Source organism: Pedobacter puniceum, from assembly GCF_009674685.1.
Lineage (GTDB): Bacteria > Bacteroidota > Bacteroidia > Sphingobacteriales > Sphingobacteriaceae > Pseudopedobacter > Pseudopedobacter puniceum.
The window spans coordinates 1-21,221 of record NZ_WKJI01000005.1 but is presented as its reverse complement, the minus strand read 5'-3'; the positions used below and the strand labels follow the sequence as shown (position 1 = coordinate 21,221).

The 21,221-nt window shown below is 34.5% G+C and carries 14 protein-coding genes; 4 read left to right on the top strand and 10 right to left on the bottom strand.

From position 1 onward, the window contains the following. Window positions 1-32: 32 nt before the first annotated feature. Window positions 33-2,093, bottom strand: coding sequence for a methionine--tRNA ligase (gene metG / locus GJJ64_RS15160; RefSeq protein WP_154288608.1), 2,061 nt, complete (start codon window positions 2,091-2,093; stop codon window positions 33-35). A gap of 172 nt (window positions 2,094-2,265) precedes the next feature. On the opposite strand from metG, the gene GJJ64_RS15155 reads away from it, so the two are divergent. Continuing rightward, window positions 2,266-3,153 (top strand): S66 peptidase family protein, encoded by an 888-nt coding sequence (locus GJJ64_RS15155; protein ID WP_154288607.1) that lies wholly within the window; start codon window positions 2,266-2,268, stop codon window positions 3,151-3,153. Window positions 3,154-3,207: 54 nt separating this feature from the next. On the opposite strand, the gene GJJ64_RS15150 is transcribed toward GJJ64_RS15155, so the two are convergent. The 7 genes from GJJ64_RS15150 to GJJ64_RS15120 form a co-directional block, all read right to left on the bottom strand. Then, entirely contained in the window at window positions 3,208-4,695 is a 1,488-nt protein-coding gene (locus GJJ64_RS15150) for a RagB/SusD family nutrient uptake outer membrane protein (RefSeq protein WP_229655560.1), read from the bottom strand. 11 nt (window positions 4,696-4,706) lie between these two features. After that, window positions 4,707-7,655: a SusC/RagA family TonB-linked outer membrane protein gene (locus tag GJJ64_RS15145; RefSeq protein ID WP_154288605.1), complete on the bottom strand. Its 2,949-nt coding sequence runs from the start codon at window positions 7,653-7,655 to the stop codon at window positions 4,707-4,709. Window positions 7,656-7,877: 222 nt separating this feature from the next. Beyond that, on the bottom strand, window positions 7,878-9,383 hold the full coding sequence (locus tag GJJ64_RS15140) for a RagB/SusD family nutrient uptake outer membrane protein (RefSeq protein ID WP_154288604.1): 1,506 nt from the start codon (window positions 9,381-9,383) through the stop codon (window positions 7,878-7,880). Window positions 9,384-9,396: 13 nt separating this feature from the next. Further along, entirely contained in the window at window positions 9,397-12,567 is a 3,171-nt protein-coding gene (locus GJJ64_RS15135; RefSeq protein WP_154288603.1) for a SusC/RagA family TonB-linked outer membrane protein, read from the bottom strand. A gap of 310 nt (window positions 12,568-12,877) precedes the next feature. Next, entirely contained in the window at window positions 12,878-13,645 is a 768-nt protein-coding gene (locus GJJ64_RS15130) for an exodeoxyribonuclease III (RefSeq protein WP_154288602.1), read from the bottom strand. A gap of 36 nt (window positions 13,646-13,681) precedes the next feature. Continuing rightward, window positions 13,682-14,389 (bottom strand): peptidylprolyl isomerase, encoded by a 708-nt coding sequence (locus tag GJJ64_RS15125; RefSeq protein ID WP_154288601.1) that lies wholly within the window; start codon window positions 14,387-14,389, stop codon window positions 13,682-13,684. A 72-nt stretch (window positions 14,390-14,461) separates the two neighbouring features. Beyond that, complete coding sequence (locus tag GJJ64_RS15120; RefSeq protein WP_154288600.1) at window positions 14,462-14,809, bottom strand: hypothetical protein; 348 nt, start codon at window positions 14,807-14,809, stop codon at window positions 14,462-14,464. A gap of 126 nt (window positions 14,810-14,935) precedes the next feature. On the opposite strand from GJJ64_RS15120, the gene GJJ64_RS15115 reads away from it, so the two are divergent. The 3 genes from GJJ64_RS15115 to GJJ64_RS15105 are packed head-to-tail and all read left to right on the top strand — an operon-like array spanning window position 14,936 to window position 18,186. Further along, window positions 14,936-15,256, top strand: coding sequence for a hypothetical protein (locus tag GJJ64_RS15115; protein WP_154288599.1), 321 nt, complete (start codon window positions 14,936-14,938; stop codon window positions 15,254-15,256). A gap of 38 nt (window positions 15,257-15,294) precedes the next feature. Continuing rightward, window positions 15,295-17,595, top strand: a complete 2,301-nt coding sequence (locus GJJ64_RS15110; RefSeq protein WP_154288598.1) for a TonB-dependent receptor — start codon at window positions 15,295-15,297, stop codon at window positions 17,593-17,595. Window positions 17,596-17,625: 30 nt separating this feature from the next. Beyond that, complete coding sequence (locus GJJ64_RS15105) at window positions 17,626-18,186, top strand: hypothetical protein (RefSeq protein ID WP_154288597.1); 561 nt, start codon at window positions 17,626-17,628, stop codon at window positions 18,184-18,186. A gap of 72 nt (window positions 18,187-18,258) precedes the next feature. On the opposite strand, the gene GJJ64_RS15100 is transcribed toward GJJ64_RS15105, so the two are convergent. After that, window positions 18,259-19,176: a PorP/SprF family type IX secretion system membrane protein gene (locus tag GJJ64_RS15100; protein ID WP_154288596.1), complete on the bottom strand. Its 918-nt coding sequence runs from the start codon at window positions 19,174-19,176 to the stop codon at window positions 18,259-18,261. A 32-nt stretch (window positions 19,177-19,208) separates the two neighbouring features. Then, a partial coding sequence (locus tag GJJ64_RS15095; RefSeq protein WP_154288595.1) for a T9SS type B sorting domain-containing protein occupies window positions 19,209-21,221 on the bottom strand: 2,013 nt, incomplete at its 5' end.

The window sequence follows — 21,221 nt, the reverse complement described above, 5'->3', positions numbered from 1 at the left end:
ACGAATTAAATCCAAACTCGTCAATCAAAAAATTACCTAATTACAGAACCGTTATTAATATCACTTTCTGTTGGTGCTACAAAACTAAGTTTTCCTGATGAATTTTCTGCCATTAAAATCATCCCTTGAGATAAAATTCCTTTAATTTCTCTTGGTTCTAGGTTTACGAGTATGCTAACCTGTTGCCCAATGATTTTCTCAGGCTCGTAAAACTCTGCAATACCAGATACTACTGTTCTAACATCAATACCGGTATCAATTTTTAGTTTCAGCAATTTCTTTGTTTTAGCAACTTTCTCGGCTTCTAAAATAGTCCCTGTTCTAATATCTAAACCAGAAAACTGCTCGAAACTGATATTCTTTTTAGCAGGAGCTACAACACTAGTCTCCTCTTTTACTTGCTCTAAAGATGCTTTTTTGTCTATTAACTTTTGAATTTGGCGTTCTATCACCTCATCCTCAATCTTCTCAAATAATAAAGCTGCTGTATTTAACTGATGACCACCTTCAAAAACAATCTCTTCATCAAAAGAGAACTTATTTTTAAGATTTAACATAGTAAAAATCTTTTCGGCTGTGTTTGGCAAAAATGCTTGTAAACAAGTTGCAGCATGTGCTATAATATGTAAACAATTATGTAAAACTTCTCTTGCAGCTTCCGGATTTTCTTTATAAGCCTTCCAAGGCTCATGCTCTGTTAAATATCGGTTGCCTAAACGGGCAATTTCCATAGCTGCAGTTTGTGCTTGTCTAAATTTATACGACTCAAATGCCTGCTCTACCTCATCATAACAATTACCTATCGCTTCGTTAATAGCATTATCAGAGAGCTCTATTTTACCCGAGCCTGCAACTATACCATCAAAGTATTTGTGCATCAAAATCATTACCCTATTCACAAAATTACCTAGGATAGCCACCAACTCGTTATTTACTCTTGCTTGGTAATCTTTCCAAGTAAACTCACTATCGCTGGTTTCTGGCGCTATGGCAGTCAAGTAATATCTTAACTCGTCAATCTTATTAGGGAAATCTTCCAGATACTCATGCATCTCTATGCTCCAACCTCTAGAGGTTGACATCTTGTCTCCTTCTAAGTTCATAAACTCATTAGCAGGAACATTCTCTGGCAAAATAAACTCACCTTGAGTATGCAACATCACCGGGAAAACAATACAATGGAAAACAATATTATCTTTTCCTATAAAATGCACCAATTTGGTTTCTTTATCTTTCCAATACAGCTCCCAGTCTTTGTTATGGTCTAGCGCCCATTGCCTAGTTGCAGAAATATAACCTATTGGCGCATCAAACCAAACATAAAGTACTTTACCATCGGCACCCTCTGCCGGAACTTTAATACCCCAATCCAAATCACGGGTAACAGCTCTAGGATGTAAACCTCCATCAATCCAACTTTTACATTGGCCATATACATTGGTGCGCCAATCATGCTTATGACCTTCTAAAATCCATTCTTTTAACCATCCTTCATATTGGTCTAAAGGTAAATACCAGTGTTTAGTTTCCTTTCTTACCGGCTTATTTCCGGTTAAGGTAGATTTTGGATCGATTAAATCCTCAGGACTTAAAGAAGTCCCACATTTTTCGCATTGGTCTCCGTAAGCGCCATCGTTTCCGCAACTAGGGCATGTACCTGTAATATACCTATCAGCCAAAAATTGCTTAGCTTCTTCATCATAATATTGCTCTGAGGTTTCTACTTTAAAAATCCCTTTTTCGTTAAGATTTTTAAAAAAATCTTGAGCGGTCTCGTGATGAATTGGCTCGCTGGTGCGATGATAAATATCAAATGATATTCCTAACTTCTCGAAGCTTTGCTTATTAAGCTCATGATATTTATCAATAATAGCTCTGGGTGTAGTTTGTTCTTTCATAGCTTGGTTGGCTATGGCTGTACCATGCTCATCAGAACCGCATACAAAAACTACATCTCTATTCTTTAAACGTAAATAACGCACATATAAATCTGCCGGAATATAAGCACCAGCTAAATGGCCAATATGTTTTGGTCCGTTAGCATAAGGTAGTGCAGCAGTAATGGTATATCTTTTAAATTTATCTTGTCCCAAAGCTATATATCTGTATTTCTATGAATTTGCAAAGATATATTATTTAAGATAAAGATGAGTAGGATTCGGTTAGGAGTTGTGGATTGCCGGTTATCAGTTATTTAACGATTACTTACAACAAAAAACAAATCCACATTTCATCACCTCTTATACTTTACATTATATTTGATACATGTTACAAGCCCCATTTCTAAAAGCTGGCGATAAAATTGCCATCACTTGCCCTGCAAAATCTTTAATTAAGCCTATGGATGATGCTATAGAACTGCTATCATCTTGGGGGTTGGAGGTGGTATTAGGTGATACCGTTCATGCACAATTTCATCAATTTGCGGGTACTGATGAATTGAGAGCTCAGGATTTCCAGCGTTTTATTGATGACCAAGATATTAAAGCTATTATTGCTGCTCGTGGAGGTTATGGCTCGGTTAGAATTATAGACCAAATTGATTTTTCTTCACTTTTAACGCATCCTAAATGGATTGTAGGTTTTAGTGATATTACGGTATTCCACATGCACTTACAAAAATTAGGCTTACAAAGCATACATGGTCAAATGCCTGCTACTATTCCAGACAGTACCACTTTAGGTTTAGAAAGTCTTAGAAAAGCCCTTTTTGGGGATGCTTTACAATATCATCTGCCTAGTCATCCGCTTAATATCCAGGGAAACTGTGAAGGCGAATTAATTGGAGGTAATTTAAGTATTTTGATTTCTTTACTAGGCTCTGTCAGTGATATAGATTTCAGTGGTAAGATTTTATTTATAGAAGATGTAGGGGAATATTTGTATGCTATTGATAGGATGATAAGAGCGCTAGACCGAGCAGGTAAACTCGCTCATTTAAAAGGATTAATTGTGGGTGGTTTTACCGATTTAAAGGATAACGATATCCATTTTGGATTTTCTGTAGAAGAGATTATATATGATGTTGTTAAGAAATATAATTATCCTGTAGTTTTTAATTTTCCGGCAGGACACATTAAAGATAATGGTGCGCTAAAGTTGGGGAGCAAGGTTAAACTTGAGGTAGGAGAGCTTGGTAAGATAAGTTTTTAAAATAAAAAAAGGAGTTCAGATTGAACTCCTTTTTTATTTATTTAATATCTCATATTAATAGCCAGTTGTTTGCTGTGCTTGTGGGATATTAGGGTTTGCTAATAATTCTCCTTGTGGAATAGGCCAAGTCCAAGAACGGCTTGTTGGTGCTAATGAACATGAAGTAGCAGTACCGCAATCAGATCTTGTAATAGTTTTAGTAGTTCTTTTCAAGTCAAACCATCTATGTCCTTCAGCATATAACTCTCTCTGTCTCTCTTCCGCAATAGCGTTAATTAGAGCGGATCCAGTTGCTATTAAAGGAGTATAATTGTTAATTCTAGCCTCTCTCAATGTGTTTAAATCAGCTAATGCCCCCACGAAATCAGGTGTTGCTTTTAAAGCTCTAGCTTCAGCTCTAATCAAATACATTTCACCAGTTCTAAAAGCTTTCCAATTAACAACGTTATCGGTAGCCGTTCCTCTACCTACATGTTTATTTGTTATTTTTCTAGCATTTGAAGCAAAAGGTAGAATAGGAGCGCTAGCACCTGTGGCCCTACTTGCAAAATAAGCAGGAAACCTTATATCGTTTGCTTGATCATATAGGGCTAAAATATTTGATGTAGGTCTATAGCCTAGATTATTACTACTAGCAGTGTAAATACCACTTACTGGGTTACCTTCCCCAGGATTAAATGCCACAGCCCAAATAACTTCTGCAGCAGAAGCATCTTTCCATATGTTAGGAAAGTTAGTTTTTGATGCCAATGGTCTTTCATTTATTACTAAAGTAGCATAAGATTCTGCATTTGCATAATCTTTAGCATAAAGATATACTCTTGCAAGCATTGCTCTGACAACTAACCTGTCAATATATGCTCTTGCATTAACTGCCGAAGTTGATGTATTAACTACTTTTGTACCTAATAGAGTTTCAGCTTCCAATAAATCTCTAAAAATATTATCGTAAGTAGTTTTAACATCTAGTCTTGCTGGTCTTTCCTCCAAATCTATTACTGTTCTATAAGGAACCCCTTTAGCAGTTGAATTACGGCTGTAATCTTCTCCCCAATATCTTAATAGGTCAAAGTGAACCATTCCTCTAATAGCCAAAGCTTGACCTTTGATTTTATTAACTTCATCTTGATTCACACTAGCAAAATTATCGATATTTCTAATAACACTATTGGCTTGTGTAATCACACTGTATGCAGCTAACCAAGTTGTAGCAATATCAGTATCATCAGCTGCATAAGTCCAGTCAGTTTGAGTTACATAATTCCCAAGTTCATTATTAGTTTCTGCAACATGTTCAGACATCATATCTGGTAATACAGAAAAAGCTCCTGTAACCTGTGGTCCATTACCATAGTATCCAGTCTGTCTTAGTAAAGCATAAGCTCCAGTCAATGCAAATTGATAGTCTTCTAAGTTGGTAAATATTTGAGAACCATCTTTTGAAAATTCTGGTTCTACCTCAATTACTTTATCACAAGAACTGAAAACTAGAACACTACTTAGCCCAATTGCAGTAAAAAATTTATTTATGTTCATTTTCATAATTTTTTTATTTAAAACCCAACATTTAACCCAAAAGTCACGGTACGTAACGCTGGATATTGCGCACCTGTTAAAATACCTGTTGAAATTTCAGGATCAAAACCTTGGAATTTAGTCCATGTAACTAAGTTTTGTCCTTGTACAAATAATCTAACATTATTAGACTTAATTTTATTTGAAATTGATTTTGGAAGAGTATAGAATAAATTAACATTTCTAAGTCTTAAGAAATCACCAGATTCAACCATCCTTGTAGTATTATCATTAAACCATGCTAAACTAGGATCAGGAATCTGAGTGATATCGCCAGGATTTTGCCATGCTGTTAGCATTACTGCTGCTAAGTTATCAAATACATACTGTGGATTTTCAAGGTTAACTCTGTCATTATTATAAACTTCATTACCCGCCACAAATGAGAAGAATGCATTTAACTCCAAATTTTTATACTTAAAGCCCGTTCCAAAGCCTCCAAAGAAAGGAGCCTCAACAGAGCCTACAGTAACTCTATCATTAGGGTCATAAGTATTGGTTATAGCTCCATCTTTTGTTAAGAACTGAGGTTTACCGTTATTGGGATCAACTCCAGCATATCTAACTAAATAGATTGTATTGATAGACTCTCCTACTCTTGTAATGTAAATACCGTTTTCAATGTCCTCACCAGGAGTTACTAACTCTTTAATTCTATTTTTATTAAAGGTTAAGCTTAGGTTTGCATTCCATGTAAAGTCTTTAGTTTTAATTAAATCACCATCTAAGAAAAACTCAAAACCTTTATTTTGTAACTTACCAATATTGGTATTTAGAAAATTAAATCCAGAAGTTCTTGATAATTGTCTATTTAAAAATAAATCTGAGGTAATGGCATCGTAATATTCAGCCGTTACTCTTAATCGTCCGTTCAAAGTTGCAAACTCTATACCTGTATTAAAGGTTGTTCTTCTCTCCCAACGTAAGTTTGGATTTTCTAAACTTACTTGGACTAAACCACCAATACCATTATACACAGAACGGTTATATAATTCATAAGCAGCAAAATCATTTGTTAGAGCTTGATTACCTGAGCTTCCATAACTAGCCTTAAATTTTAACTCATTAAAGATATTACTTTCCTTTAATGAAGACATGAAGTTTTCTTCAGTCAAAATCCAACTTAATCCAACAGAACCAAAATTGGCGTATTTATTTGCGGAACCAAATCTAGAAGAACCATCTCTTCTTACCCAACCGTCTACAAATAATTTGTTTTTATATCCATATTGTGCATTACCAAAATAAGAAACTAAAGCATTCTCTGTCCCGGTACCACCAACTAATGGAATAAAGCCGTTTGTTGTATTACCTGGTGTAATACCTGCTTCATTTTCAAATGCGCCTCTCAAACCAAACCCTGAAAAGGAAAAACCACGAGATCTTCTATTTACAACCTCGTTATATATACCAACAGATAAATCATGATCAGTATTTATAGTTGTTTTGTAGGTAATACTATTTGTACCAGTATATCTAAATGATCTTGTATACCCTCTAAAAAGACTTCCTGCTCTACCAATTGTTGCAGGTCCGCTTCCCAGATTAGTTGTTGGGTCAGCATAAGTGGTATTTTCATTTGATGTATAATCGCCACCCCAATTAGTCCTAAAACTTAATCCTTTTAAGAACGGTGCATCATAATTGATGTAAATATTACCAACACCTTTCAATTGTTGTCTTAGATTATTGTTCTCTAATAATTCTTGTAAAGCATTTGGCTGACCAGAAAATATTTGAGTATATGAACCATCATCCTGATATGGCTTTTCGTATGGATTACTCCATCTAATTGCATTTAAGGGAGATGAGATAACTGCATCATTTTCACTTGTATTTGAAAAATCAGAATAACCTAAAGTTGTGTTAATACCAAACTTAAAATCACCAGCTGTTGACTCTAAATTAGCTCTACCGGTATATCTTTTTAAGCCAGTATTTATTACTGTACCAGTTTGATCGAAAATAGATCCAGATAAAAAGTAAGTAGTTTTTTCTGAACCACCTGATGCACTTAATTGATGCGTTTGAGTTTGCCCTGTTCTAAAAAAAACATCCTCCCAATTAGTATTAATCTGTCTTAGATCTTCTAAATCAGCAGGGGTCCAATCATAAACGTTACCAGCAATATCCACTTCATACCTTAATTTTTCTTCGGTATTCATTACTCTTAACTTATTCTGAGGAGCTTGTGAAAAACCATACTGCGTATCATAAGATAATCTAACTTTTCCACTTTTACCCTTTTTTGTTGTGATTACTACAACACCGTTAGCACCTCTAGAACCATATTGAGAAGTTGACACTGCGTCTTTAAGAATACTAACTGACTCGAAATCAGCAGTGTTTAATGTTGCAAAATCAGCATTAGATATTTCCATACCATCAACCAAATATAAAGGAGCATTGCTACCAACAATAGAGCCTTTACCTCTGATAACAACGCTAGCGGCAGCACCCGGCTGACCTGATTGTGCTTGCACTAAAATACCAGGAGCTTTACCTTGTAAGGCTTGGTCAAATGATGCAATTGGCACTCTTTCTAAATCCTGCGAACCAACTGTTGCTACAGATCCTGCTACTGTTCTTTTATTTTGCGTGTTATAACCGGTGACAATTACTTCACTTAATTGCTTATTATCAGTAGATAATGCAACTGCTTTAGCAGTTGAAGCGGGAAGTTCTTTTGTTTCTGTACCAATAAAAGAGAATATTAAAATAGATGTTGCAGAAGGGACACTAATACTGTATTGACCATTAGCATTAGTTTGTGTTGAGGCAGTTCCTCCTTTTACTCTAACACTTACACCAGGAAGAGGTAATCCATCTTCGGCGGAAGTTACGACACCAGTTACGGTACGCTCTTGTGCTATTGCATTCAACGCAACAAACAACAAGATGAACAAACTCTGTACAAGTTTTTTCATACGATTGAAATAAATTAGTTAATAAAAAGTGTTAATTAATGTTAAATATAGAGTTATTTTGTTATTTTTTTTAAAATATCTAAAAAAATTTGAATCCCATTCTACAGAGAGTATATAATATGATTACTGTATCACTATAAGATCACTATAATCAATAGTCATAAAAAAACCCTTTAGAAATAAAATTCTGAAGGGTTTTAATAAATTTTAGTAATTATAATATCAAGGGTTTTGCTGACCAGTTAAACCTTTATTTGACTCCATTTCTCTTCTAGGAATCAAAAATTGCCACTGATCAGTTCCAGCAGGTTCAGTAATTTTATTTAAAAAAGACGCCGGAACAAAATTAGGGAAGGCTGTTGCAGATCTATCAAGCGGTTGATTTAACCTCTTTAAATCCAAAAATCTGAAACCTTCACCCCAAAGCTCAACTCTTCTATTTAAATAAATTTCATCTAATAGTGCAGCACCAGTATTTGTACTTTTGGCGGTACTAGCTCCTCTTGCTGAGGTTAAAACAAACAAAGCATCTTGTGCTAATGTTGTCTGTGCGGGAGAAGAACTTGCATAAGCTTCTGCTAAAATTAAATGTAATTCTGAAGATCTCATTAAAGGTACATCACCTAAAGTTGGCTGACCTACAACTTTTACAGAGAATTTTCGACTCATGAAGTTAGATCTAGAAAAAGTAGGTAATGGAAGAGGAAAATTCGTAGCAGTTGGAGCTGGCTCCCACATTCTTCTCCTTATATCTGTTGAGGACATTCTATTATATGTTGCAGAATTGATGCTCTTAGGATTACCTCTCATGTAGGTTGTATTAGCATTAAACGCTATTTGAGAAAAGAAAGACCCAAAAGTATCTGCTTGATCTGCAACTGGCATAGAAGCCCACATCCATTCGGTCGAAGCTGTTGCATCATTAAAACCAGATTGATAAACAGTAGTATTCATTAAAGGGAATACATTAGCATCAATAACTTCCTTAGCCAACCTGATAGCATTAGGATAATCTTGCATGGTTAATGCAACTCTTGCTCTTATACCTTTAGCCACATTCACATTAATATGACTTTTATTTACCCTAGTTGATACATTTAAGGCTATTGCATCATCCAAATCTTTAACAATCTGTGTATAAACTTCCTCGACTGTAGCTCTTGGCTTATTAGAATCAGTAGAAGAAATCATTAGTGGAATACCTAGTTGATTATTTGGCTTTGTTGCTGCATCGTACCTTTTACCATAAAGTTGAACCAAAAAGAAGTGCGCATAAGCTCTTAAAGTTAACGCTTCCCCTTTAATTCTTTTCTTTTCGTCATCACTCCCAGAAGCAGCATCTATATTGTCAATAATATAATTAGCATTGCCAATAACACGATAAAAGAAACGGTAGCAATAGCTTGTAAATGCGCTTATCTCATTTCTATGAGACTGCCAAGAACCAGAATCATTAGAATACCAAGCTGCACCTGGCTGTGTAATATCATCACCCATAAAATCCATATGGAGTAAAATACCACCTACACCCGGCTGATTTTGTGCATCATACCTTTCGAACATATATCTATATATACCATTTAATGCCGTATTAGCATTACTAGTGGTTGTAAAAACTGCAGAATTATCAACTTGATCAGTTGGAGCAGTTTCTAAATAATCCTCTTTACATGAAACAAATGAGAGCAATAATACTCCTACAAATGTTATAAAAATTTTATTCTTCATAATCAATCAATTATTATAAATTTACACTTAACCCTAATACAACAGTACGACTTGGAACATAAGTAGTATTGTTAACGCCAGCAAAAGACTCGGTAGGATTCAATCCTTTTCTTTTAGCAAATAAGGCAAGGTTTTCACCAGAAGCAAACATTCTCACATTACTTAAATCTAACTTACTGATATACTTTTTCGGTAATGAATATGATAAATTAATATTACTTATTGTTAAATAAGAAGCATCAATTAACCATCTAGATGATTGAGCTGTAAAAAATGATGAGCTACTTACATCAAGTCTTGGAAATGGTGATGAAGTATTCGACTCTGTCCAAGCATTTAAGGCATCTTTATGTAATGATTTCCCATAAGTATTTATAGCCATTAAACCTGCATATTGACTATCGTAAACTTTCCCTCCTAATTGATAATTAACTAATACTGATAATTGCAAATTTTTATAATTAAAAGTACTTGTTACTGCACCAAATAGATCTGGGATAGCAGAACCCATGTAAGCAAATTGAGCATTATTAAAATTTGTAGTGTAAGTTGTTCCGTTTATAGTTCTTAATTCTGTAGTAGCTGTTGGGGTTGGAATAAACAATGCCGAACCATCTGCTGGATCTACCCCAACGTACTGACGCAGGTAGAATTGATAAAGATCTTGGCCAACTTCCAATCGCTGAGTACCAGAAGTAATAGTAGGAGTTTCAGCAGGCAATTTTGTGATCTCATTCTTTATTATAGAAGTGTTCGTTAGAATATTCCAAGAAAAATTCTTGTTTCTTATTACATCCCCACCTAATTGTAGTTCTATACCTTTATTGTTCATGGCACCTACATTTTGTCTTATAGTAGTAACAGGGTTTGATAGGGGTTGTGGCACTGAAAATAAAAGATCTTTTGTTCCTCTATTAAATACTTCCAATTCTCCGGTTAATCTACTCTCGAATAGAGAAAAAGCAACACCAAGATTTAGTGTTTGAATAGTTTCCCATTTAAGACTAGGAGTAGCAGCACTGGATAATAGTATACCTGGTTCACCACCATTATTCCAACCTAAATTATAAAACGCTTGATAATTATAGTAAGAGCTTGCTCCTCCAGAAAGTAAATTATCATTACCTACTTCACCAAAAGAAGCTTTTAATCTTAAATCATCAATCCATTTTACTTTTTCTAAGAAACTTTCTTTACTAATAGACCAAGATGCTCCTAATGAATAGAAAGTGCCATATCTAGCATCTTCAGAGAATCGGGATGAACCATCTCTTCTTAATGAAGCATCAAAGAAGTATTTTTCATCATAATTATATGAAGCTTTACTTAGATAAGACTCTATTCTATACGTATCTTTAAAACCACCTGCAGCTTGTGGTGTAACAAAGTTTGCAAATTCTGTATTTCCAGCTAATATTTGATTTACTTTTGTTGCATTATTACGCTGAAAAGTAAAATCATAATTTTCATGACCTGCTAATACCTCTATTTGATGTTTACCAAAAGATTTCCCGTAAGTTAATATTTGATTGAAAGTGTAAGATTTAGTTAAATCATTTGTTCTTGTAGCTAAGCCATTTACCCCTTGACCATCTCCTACAATAGCATTCCAATATGTTTGACCATTCACTTGTCTTAAATCAATATTAATGCTTGGTCTAAAAGTAAAGTCTTTCAGGAACTTTATTTCAGCGAAAGTTCTAGCATTTAAAGAAAGTCTTCTATTTAAATTATCATTCAATAAAGTTTCATAAACCACATGCCTGCCAGGGCTCGCTCCTGCTGGTCTATTTACTGAGCCTGGATGTTGACCATAGTCATAAAAATGTTCACCTGTTGGTGTCAAAACCGGTTGGCCTGCTGAATTGTAAGCTCTTACCGGATATATAGGGCCAATATTTCTGGCAAATTGAAATGGGTTAACAAAAGAAGCTGCATTATCTGTTGAAGCATCTAACGCTAAATTTGCATCGGAAAGAGTACCTGCAATGTTCAATCCTGTTTTAAACCATTTTTTCACTTGTGAGTTCACATTCATCCTAGCATTAAATCTTTTAAAATCAGAATTTAATATATACCCTTTATCATTTAAATATCCCAAGGATACAAAATAATCACTTTTACCTGTATTACCATTGTAGCTTAAGTCAGTATTAGTTCTAGAACCAGTTCTTTCCATTGGAGAAAACCAATCAAAATCATTATATAAAAGAGAAGCATTAGGATTCATTTTACCATCTGCATCTAGTATTTGATTTGCTGGTACGTTAAAAGGATTGTATACTAACTGTGTTGGTGTACTAGTAGACGCAAAAGTTGCAGCTGCTGCAGGTGTTAGAGGAGTTGTACCAGGTCTAGGATAAACTCTACTATTCCTTATGGCTTGCCAGTAAAGAGGATAATAATCATAAGCACCAACAGTTTCATATTCTTCAATTCCTCTTTCGGAAAAACCTTGAGTAACATTAACATTTAGCTTACTTTCGCCTAGTTTACCTCTTTTTGTATTGATAATAATCACTCCGTTTGCTCCTCTTGCTCCATACAAAGCAGATGAAGAAGCGTCTTTCAATAAAGAAACACTTTCTATATCGTTAGGATTAATATCTCCTATACTTCCATCATAAACAGCTCCATCTACTACATACAATGGGGCATTTGAAGCAGAAATAGATCCGAATCCTCTAATTCTTACTGCAGAACTAGTTCCAGGTTGGCCATTAGTTGCACCTATCTGAATACCAGGAGCAACACCTGCCAAAACGTTGGTAATATTTGTTACCACTCTTTTCTCGATGTCTTTAGATCCAAGAGTAGCGACAGACCCTGTAATAGCTTCCTTTTTTGAAGCACCATAGGCAACAACCACAACTTCAGAAAGCTGTTTAGCATCTTCATTCAAAGAAATATTGATGTTACCCGAGCTAGGAATTGATACATCCTTGGAAACAAATCCTATGAAAGAAAATGTTAAAACATTCGATGAGGATGGTATTCTTAAACTGAATTTACCATCTGCATTCGTTTGAGTAGAGGTTGTACCTCCTTTAACTCTTACACTTACCCCAGGAAGAGGCGATTTATCTTCTGCGGAAGTTACCGTACCAGTAACGGTACGCTCTTGTGCTATTGCATTCATGGCAATAAACAGCAAGATGAATAAACTCTGTACAAGTTTTTTCATACGATTTGAAATAAGTTAGTTAGTTAATAAAGTGTTAATTAATGTTAAATATAATATTATCTTATGCTTACATACAAATTTTTTGCACAGAAAATTTGATTTCGACGTATAAAACACTAAAAATCAGATGTTTAAAAAAATTTAATATTTACAATTATCAAGTATATATATTGATAAATTTTTAAAAATATTATTGATTTATTGCAAAAAAACATTCTTATATCTCGAATTATTAAATTATTATGAGATAAATCATGTTTATTTAATAATTTCGTTAAAAACAAGACATATTAATTAATGTCTAGAGTATTTAAATACTTAACTCTAATACTATAGGGCAATGATCAGAATGTTTGGCTTCTGGTAGTATGGAAGCTCTCTTTAAATGAGGTTCTAAAGCTTTGGTAGCTAGATGATAATCTATACGCCAACCTAAATTTTTTGCTCTGGCTCCGGCTCGGTAGCTCCACCAAGTATAATGGTGTGGGTCTTGATTAAAATATCTAAAAGTATCTATATAGCCACTTTCAATAAATTTCTCCATCCAGGCTCTTTCTTCTGGTAAAAACCCAGATGAGTTTGCATTTGATTTTGGATTATGTATATCTATCGCTTTATGGCAAATGTTATAATCGCCACAAATGATAAGTTTCGGGAAACGCTCTTTTAATTCTTGTGAGTAAATATAAAAGTCGTCTAAAAATTTGAACTTAAAATCTTGTCGTTCTTCCCCGCTAGAGCCTGAAGGGAAATAAGCACTCATTATAGAAAAATCCTCAAAATCCGCTCTTATGGTTCTGCCCTCCGTGTCGTACTCAGTAATTCCGCAGCCATACTCTACATGATTAGGTTGTTTTTTACTTAAAATAGCTGTACCGCTATAACCTTTTTTTTGTGCTGGATACCAATAGTGATAATAACCTAACTGCTCAATTAAAAATAAATCTGCTATTTGGTCTGGTGTTGCTTTAATTTCTTGTAAGCAAACAATATCTGCATTTGTAGCCTGCAACCATGATAACCATTCTTTATTAATTGCCGCTCTTATGCCGTTTACGTTATAGGATATAATTTTCATGATTGTTATCGGTTGTCAGTTCCCAGTTGTGAGTTCTTAGTTTTTCAATTTTAGCTTCTTAATTTCTCTTGGTTTCATAAGAGTCACTTGCATTTTTATATCTTCTAGAGGTCTATTATTTCTATCTACCTTTACATCAGCAATAGCATCTACCATTTCCAAACCTTTTACAACTTCTCCAAAAACGGTATAATTTCTATCTAAGAAGGGTGTACCACCTATGGTTTTATAAATTTCGCGTTGGTAAGCCGGTATTTTCTTTCCTTCTAAACGGTATTGCTCTATCTGATCAAGCTCCTTATCAGTATACTTTTTACCTTGAACAATATAAAACTGGCAAGAACTAGATGCTTTAGCCGGATTGTTATCTCTGGCAGCAGCTAAAACTCCCCTTTTATGAAAAAGGGTAGTATCAAATTCAGCATCAATACGATAGCCTAAATCTCCTTCACCTAGTAAATCTCCTGCTTTAGCTGTTTTAGAAGTTGGATCTCCGCCTTGTATCATAAAATTCTTGATAACTCTATGAAAAAGCGTTTGATTTAAAGTGCCTTCCTTCACTAATTTCAAAAAATTATCCCTATGCTTTGGTGTTTCATTATATAGTTTTAAATAAACATCTCCTTTAATGGTAGTAATTTTTACATATTGATTCTTAGGCTTTGCTGCAAAAACAAAAGTATTTAAGAGAACAAAAACCAGTGTTAATGAAACAATCTTTGCTATTTTTTGAACTTTATACATATCCTTTAGTTTGTTAGGTGGTTAGTTTGTTAGTTGATTAGTGGTTATGGTTAGTTTGATAATTTCGATATTCTACAAATCAAATAAATTTTCAAAATAGGTTATTATAAGAGATTTTAGAATCATTTCTTGTTCTAACAAAGTATAATTTGGAATAGGTTTTATTTTTCTCCAATGTGGCCAACCATCTTGGTCTAAGCCTTCTAATTCATAAAAACCCATTTCAGAAAATAAACGACAAGTTGCAATATGCATTAATTCTTCTTTTTGTCTTTTACTAAACTTTTTAGGCCCTTTTCCTAACTCTTGTACACCTATAAGAAAAAGAATTACCTTCATATCTGGCTTTTCGTTATCAAACTCAGCAGCCAGAATTTGCTGTAACTTATTAAATTTATGATTGATTTCCGCTGGTATCATTAAAACAAAGATAATTTAAATAGCTATAAATACTTGGCTAAACTATGTATGATTAATTTTACATAACCTCATAATGAAACATTGTTGCATATTATGCGTTTATAGCTATATTTGCTACGTTTTAAAATGATGATTAACAAAAAAGGAACAAAGTTTTTAAGTTTATTGCTGCTTGTAGCGGTAATGCTTTCGGCTATTCCTTTGCATCAGCTACTACATCAACATCAAAACCTAAAAGAGCAAACACACACTTGCGAAGTAAATAAATACGAGCCACATTGTTGTAAGCCAGCAAATGTTTTTCATAAAAGCTCTGCTATTCTTCAGCAAGATTTATTTCTTTTTCTATCACAGCAAGAAACGGTTTATCATCGTATTTATCAAAGTATTGTTGTTTTAAAAAGTTTATCTTTTTCTAATAAAGCACCTCCAGTTTATCTGTCTTAAAACATTTCTTTAGTTTTTACAGATAATTTTTACACTTAATGAGGTATTTATTAATACTTTTTAACCTATTTATATTTACGGAGTTGAGCTTGGCTCAAAATTGCGACTTCTCCATCTTTGGGACTGTTAAAGATGAAGTTGATGGCAAAGTTTTGCCCGGAGCAAGCGTTAAACTGATTAAGGAAAATCAGATAGCTGTTTCTGAAATTGATGGGCATTTCCATTTTTATAAATTATGCCAAGGAAATTACAACTTAGAAGTTTCTTTTGTAGGCTATAGCTCTAAAATTATTTCTATAGATGTTAAAGGAAAAACAGATTTAACCATCAGTTTAGCGCCTTCTTCATCCTTATTGAGTACCGTAAAAATAATTGGTTCTAGGGTAAATGAAACTCCTTTACAAAGTACTGCTAGGTTAAAAGACCGCGAATTAGCTTTAACCAGAGGCGAGTCTTTAGGTGAATCTCTTAAAAAAATACCCGGACTAAATTCTATCCAAACTGGACCTAGTGTTTCTAAACCTGTCATACATGGGATGCACTCTAATAGAGTATTAATTTTTAATTCGGGAGTACGCTTAGAAGGCCAACAATGGGGAAGCGAGCATGCTCCTGAAGTTGATCCTTTCTTGGCCCATGAAATTAAAGTTATAAAAGGAGCTGCCAGCGTACAATACGGTGCTGATGCTGTTGGAGGTGTAATTTTAATAGAACCTGCCTCGCTTGATTATTATAATCGTTTTAAAGGCGAAGTAGATTTTGCCGCTATGAGTAACAATCAGATGGGGGCTTTATCTACAAAGATTGAGGGTTCTAATCAAACAAATACCTTTGCATGGCGCTTACAAAGTACATTGAAACAGGCTGGGAACGCAAAAACTGCCGACTATATTTTAGATAATACTGCTTTTAGAGAGCTTAATGGCTCTTTAACATTGGGTTATCAAAAAGGACATTTTAGTACTGAGCTTTTTGCAAGTTCTTTTAATACAAAACTGGGGATTTTTACAGCCTCAAATATCGGTAGTACCACAGATTTAGAAGAAGCTATTCAACAAACTCGTCCGGATGTTATTGGAGAGCGCTCTTACCGTATTGATAGACCTTATCAAGATGTGCAACATCAAACCGTAAAATTAAAATCTTCCTATCTTTTTGATGAGCTGGGTAAATTAGGCTTACAATATAGTTTTCAGCGTAATATCCGTGAGGAATATAGTTTGGTAAGAGCATCAAACAGGAATAATTATCAATTACAATTTGAATTAAATACTCAAAACTTAGATTTATATTTTGAGCATAAACCCATTGGTAATTTTAACGGAAAATTTGGCCTTACGGGGATGTTCCAACAAAATTTTTATGATGGCAGTTATTTAATTCCTTTTTTTGATAGCTATAATACTGGAGCTTATTTTATAGAGAAGTGGTCTAAAAACCAATGGGAGGTTGAGGCTGGTTTTAGGTTTGACTATAAATATATGCAAGCTAGATTAAGAGAAAACCCTCGTAATAGCAATAGCCCAATCATCACTCCTGAATTTAATTTCACGCAAACAGTAGGTACCTTAGGCGCTTCTTATCTACTAAAACAAGGTTTAAAAGTTCATGCCACGGTTGCTCAAGCATGGCGCCCACCAGCCATAAGCGAGTTATTTATTGATGGTATTGTGCAAGCACAGGCTGCCTATGTTATTGGTGATAGAAATTTAAAAGAAGAATCATCTTTAAACCTTAGTACCGGGATAAGCAAAACAGCAGGTAAACTTACTGGTGATATTTCTTTCTATTATGATTTTAATCAAGATTATATTTATCTAAGACCAACCCAAGAACTTATCCTAACAACTAGAGGAGCATATAGGGTTTTAAGATACGTTCAGATTGATGCTCGCTTCTATGGCGCTGATGCTTTTCTAGCTTATCAACTTCATAAAAATTTAAATGTGAGCTTGAAATATTCTGGTGTGAGGGCTTACAATAAAGCTAACAATAGCTTTTTAGAACTTATTCCGGCAGATAGAACATCAGCAACTTTAAGTTATAAAATCCCAGACTTAAAGTTCATGAAAAGCAATCTTTTAGATTTTAATGTGCAGCATGTTGCCCAACAAACCAGGGTAAACCCTAATGCAGAGCCACTGCTGCCACCCGCAGCCTATACACTTTTTGGAGCTGATTTTACAAGCCAAATAAGATTTGGTAAGCGAGTTTTAGGGCTAGGATTAAGCGCACAAAATTTATTTAATAAGAGCTATAGAGACTATTTAAACAACTTCAGGTATTTTAATGATGACCTTGGACGAAACATCATTGTAAGATTAAACATGAAATTTTAACTCAATTTTTAACATTAAACAATTAAGAACATGAAGAACAAATTTAAATTTTTAGCTTTTGCAGCATTGTTAATCGGAAGTATCTCGGCATGTAAAAAAGATGACTTACCAGAAGTAAATGAAGATGAATTAATTACTACCGTTACTTTAAGATTTACCAATACAGCTAATGCGAATGATGTAGTTACTGTAACAGCCAGAGATGTAGATGGAGATGGCGGAAATGCTCCGGTTATCGGGCCCTTAAATTTGCGTCCAAATACAAGTTATAATTTATCTGTATCACAAATATTAGATGAAACTGAAAACCCTGCTGAAGATATCAGAGAAGAAATTGTTGAAGAAGATTATGAGCATTTATTAGTTTATACGGCTACTCCATCTAATTTGATAACTTTAAATATTACTGATAGAGATAGGAATAATTTACCTGTAGGCTTAGCTGGAACCGCAACCACTGGTGCTGCTGGAACTGGTACCTTAACAGTTACTTTAAAACACCAGCCGGATGGATTGAAAAACGGAACTGCTACTCCGGGAAGTACTGATTTTGAATTTACTTTCCCTTTAAATGTTTCTAGCCCTCGTTAATTTAAGGATAAAAGCACAAAAAAGCCCTAAGATAAAATCTTAGGGCTTTTTTGATTTGAAAAAATTTTAAAACTACTTTTTTCCTTTATGAGGAAGATTCACTCTTAAGTTAACTTCGAAATCACCAGTTGCATTGCCATTTAAAGCTGCTGTTGCAGTTCTATAAATTGCATTTAAATAAAACATGTCATTCAGCTTAGAACCAAAACCAAAAGACATATTTTTTGTAGAATGGTAGAGTGCCATGAAATTAAATTTATTATCTAAAAAGGTTGCATTAGCTCCTAAATCAATAATATCATCATAACCACTAACGGCTCTGTAAACCAATTTAGGTTCTAAACCTATTGTCCCAATTGAGCTTTTCACATCGAATTTATAGCTTACCGCACTAAAGAATTTTACCTCGTCTACAATATTACTTGCATTGGCAGCATCAGTTCTAAAGAAAGTCTTCAAATTAGGTACAGCTAACTGCAATGTAATAGCATCCTTTTTATAGGCAACACCAAAATCACCATCTATATAAGCAGGACGCTGATTAAATCTGCCTACTGATGCATCATTAAGATCTCCATTATAATCAGTCAATCGTTCTTTCATTAAACCCAAAGATAAACCAAAGCTTAAATTACCATTATCACTATCTATAGGTAAATTATAAACATAAGTTCCCATTAATCTTGTACGGTTAAATGCCCCTGCCTGATCCATTAAAAGACTTAGACCCAAACCAACTTTCTTAATGCCATAACCCATTGTTAAAACCTGTGTTTTTGGTGCGCCTGGCATATTAGTTTGTTGACTGCTGTAACCTAAATCTGCTCTTAAACCTTCTTTTGAACCTGCCATAGCAGGATTACCCAAATATTGATTTTGGAAATACATAGCTCCAAAAGGTGATAATTGCGCTTTTGAACTTGTAGTACTTAAAAGGGAGATGATAATGATCATCATCCCTTTTAGTATATTATTTATATTTAATTTCATGATTTTATTCTTGATGATTTATACCTAATCAATTAATCTCTAACAACACTTACAAAACCTTTCATCTTTGGATTACCTGCACCAAAGTCTACGATATAGTAGTAGGTTCCTTCTGCCAATGGAGAGCCATTTACAGTCATATCCCAATCATTGGTATAACTTCTAGTGCTGAATAATAATCTGCCTGCTCTATCAAATACCTTTACCTCATTACTAGGATACATATCAATATTTTTAATCACTAACTTATCATTTACACCATCTCCGTTAGGTGTAACAATATTTGCTAGGTTGATTAGGATATAATCTTCTTTAACTGAAACTGTAAACTGGCTTTGAGATTGACATCCTGATGCATTTGTTATTATTACTGTGTAGGTTGTATTCTCTGATGGACGTACGGTTAGTTCCGCTGTATTTTGACCGCTGATGATTCCATTTGCATTAGACCATTGGTAAGTTAAAGCAGAACCTCCACTAGCAGTTAATTTTACTGTCGCACCTTTAGAAACATTGTCTCCTAAATCTGAAGTAATAGTTGTAGTTGGAAGCGCATTTACTGTTAAGGTAAATGTTCTAGAAATAGTATTCACTCCTCCATTAGCTACACCGCCGTTATCTGTTACTGTTACCGTTATAATTGCTGTACCCGAAGCGCCATTAGCTAAGGTGTAATTTAAGTCTGCATTACCATTTGTTAATGAACCAACAGATAAAGCACTAAACATTGCTGTATTATTACTTGCAGCTGTTACTGTAATTGTTTGACCAGTTTCTGCACCAGCTGTTATACCACTTAAAGAAACCTTTTGAGCTGTTGTAGCATAACATAACGATACATTATTTATAGCATTTAATGTAGGCTGTTCATTAACATCAGTTATATTGATAACAAACTCCTTTTCTAAGGTTAAGCCACCAGCATCTGTTGTTCTTACACGAATGTTATAAGTACTCTTAACCTCGTGATTAAACACAGCATTAGATTTTAATTGGTTACCGCTTATGGTAAAGCTTGTGTTATCTGTACTACCAGTACCTGTAACTAATGTATAAGTGAATCTTTCAACTTTATTACCATCTACAGTATTAAACAAACCAATTGTTGTTCCTGATGCTTGATTTTCTAATATGCTTAAAGCTGATAATGTTAAAGAGGTTGGAGCCTGATTATTAGCTTCATAGTAATCTGAAAGACCATCAGCATCACTATCTTTAAAATTATCCTTGTTAGCTGGATTAGTTGTTTCTTTTACTTCAACATAATCAGGAACACCATCGCCATCGCTGTCTTTATAGTCAGTTTTATCGTTTGGTTTAGTTCCATCTTTTGTTTCTACATAATCAGGCACACTGTCTCCGTCTGTATCTTTCCCATCATTAGGATTATTTGGGTTTGTACCTTCTTTCTTTTCTATATAATCTGGAACGCCATCACCATCTGTGTCTTTGAATTTAGAACCATCATTAGGGTCTGTGCCTTCTCTTAATTCTATATAGTCTGGAACGCCATCACCATCGGTATCTTTATAACTATTTTTATCATTAGGGTCTGTTCCGTCAGTAGCTTCTTGGCTATCTGATACACCATCCCCATCTGAATCACCTACAACAACTGTAAGTGTTAAACTAATTGTGGCGCTATTGTAATTGCTTGTAGCAGCTTGTGTTGCTGTGATATTGGTTGTACCAATTCCGTTTATAGTTACCGTAGTACCTGAAATAGAAGCTACTGCTGTATTGCTACTAGTATAGGTAAATGCACCAGAGCTATTTGAAGTTGGCGCCGTTAAGCTAAATGCTGGATCTGTTACTACCTTTTCTATGTTAGCAAAAGCACTAAGCACTGCATTGGCTTGTGCAACTGTAAGCGTACTAGTAGCTGTTGCACTGTTATAATTACTAGTGCTTGCTTGTATTGCTGTTATCGTTGCTGTTCCTGCACCAACTATAGTTACTGTATTTCCTGATACCGTTGCTACTGCTGTATTGCTACTGCTGTAAGTAAACGCTCCACTACTGTTACTTGTTGGTGCTGTTAAAGT